Here is a 1,353-nt window from a genome sequence, read left to right on the forward strand (position 1 = left end):
GTGAACTGAGGTCGAGCTCCCGATAGGCTCACAGGGAAACTGTGAACATGGGAGATTTCGAATGGAGTATTTTGCAGGTTTGGACGTGTCGCTGCGTTCGTGCGCGATTTGTGTCGTTGATGGCAAGGGCGCGGTTCTGCACGAGCGAGACCTGCCTTGCGAAATCGAGGAGATCGCGGGCTATCTGGCCGCGCTTCCCGTTTCGGTCGAGCGCATCGGGTTTGAGTCTGGCACTTTGAGCCAGCACTTGTTCTACGGATTGAAGGCAGAAGGTTTCGACGTCGTGTGCATGGAGGCGCGCCAGGTAAGTGCCGCGCTGTCAGCGATGCGTAACAAGACGGATCGCAACGACGCACGTGGCATTGCCCAAATCTTGCGGACAGGTTGGTTCAGTCCTGTTCACATGAAGAGCTGGGAGGCACATGGGGTTCGGGCCCTCCTGAGCACGCGCAAGGCATTGTTGAGTAAGACCATTGATCTGGCCAACGAAGTGCGGGGATTGCTGAAGATCTTCGGCATCCGTCTGCCCAAGACGGTTAAGCATGGCAGCTTCGACGGCGTCGTCCGACCGATGATCGAAATGGACGAGGTGTTGGCTCATGCTATGCTCCCGCTGCTCGACGCCCGGCTGGTGCTGTATCAACACTTCCTTGAATTGGATCGGAGGGTAAAACGCGCCGCCAGTCGGGATGCGGTCTGCATGCGTATGATGACAGTTCCTGGTGTCGGCCCCATAGCGGCCTTAACCTTCAAGGCCGCTGTTGACGATCCCACGCGGTTCAAACGGTCTCGTACCGTAGCCGCCCACTTTGGCTTGACGCCTCGAAGATATCCGTCAGGTGAGCAAGACAATCCCGGTCGAATATCCAAAGCCGGGGATCGAGATGTGAGGGCGACACTCTATGCTGCCGCCAACGCTTTGCTGATGCGAACCATGGCAGAATCGCAGATCAAGTCATGGGGGATGAGGTTGATGCGCACGAAGGGGCGCCGCCGCGCGGTCGTTGCCGTTGCACGCAAACTGGCCGTTCTGCTCCACCGCATGTGGGCGGATGGCACGGAGTTCCGTTCAGAGAAGATGGAGGGCATGGCATGATCTAACCGCCAAACATCAATAGGAACGGGATCGTCCCTCACCGGACGAGGTTCGTGGATGAAGTCGAAAATGTCTGCTGCGCCGTCAAGCGCGTCTCAAAGCGAGGCTCTCCACAACCAATCCGACACATGCGTGCAGCGATGCCCCACGCGGCATCACCCAGACTGCGAAGAGAAGCGTGACCCGGATGAGCGACAGTGATCCGATACAATGAAAGAAAACGAGCTTGACCCAAACACCCAATTGGAGAAACGGAC

At 57.6% G+C, this 1,353-nt stretch carries 1 protein-coding gene; it reads left to right on the forward strand.

Annotated elements, in window-relative coordinates:
- Positions 1 to 61: 61 nt before the first annotated feature.
- Positions 62 to 1,096 (forward strand): IS110 family RNA-guided transposase, encoded by a 1,035-nt coding sequence (locus ACR0L4_RS23600; RefSeq protein WP_170755085.1) that lies wholly within the window; start codon positions 62 to 64, stop codon positions 1,094 to 1,096.
- Positions 1,097 to 1,353: the final 257 nt, after the last annotated feature.

The organism is Ruegeria sp. AB5, from assembly GCF_056542645.1.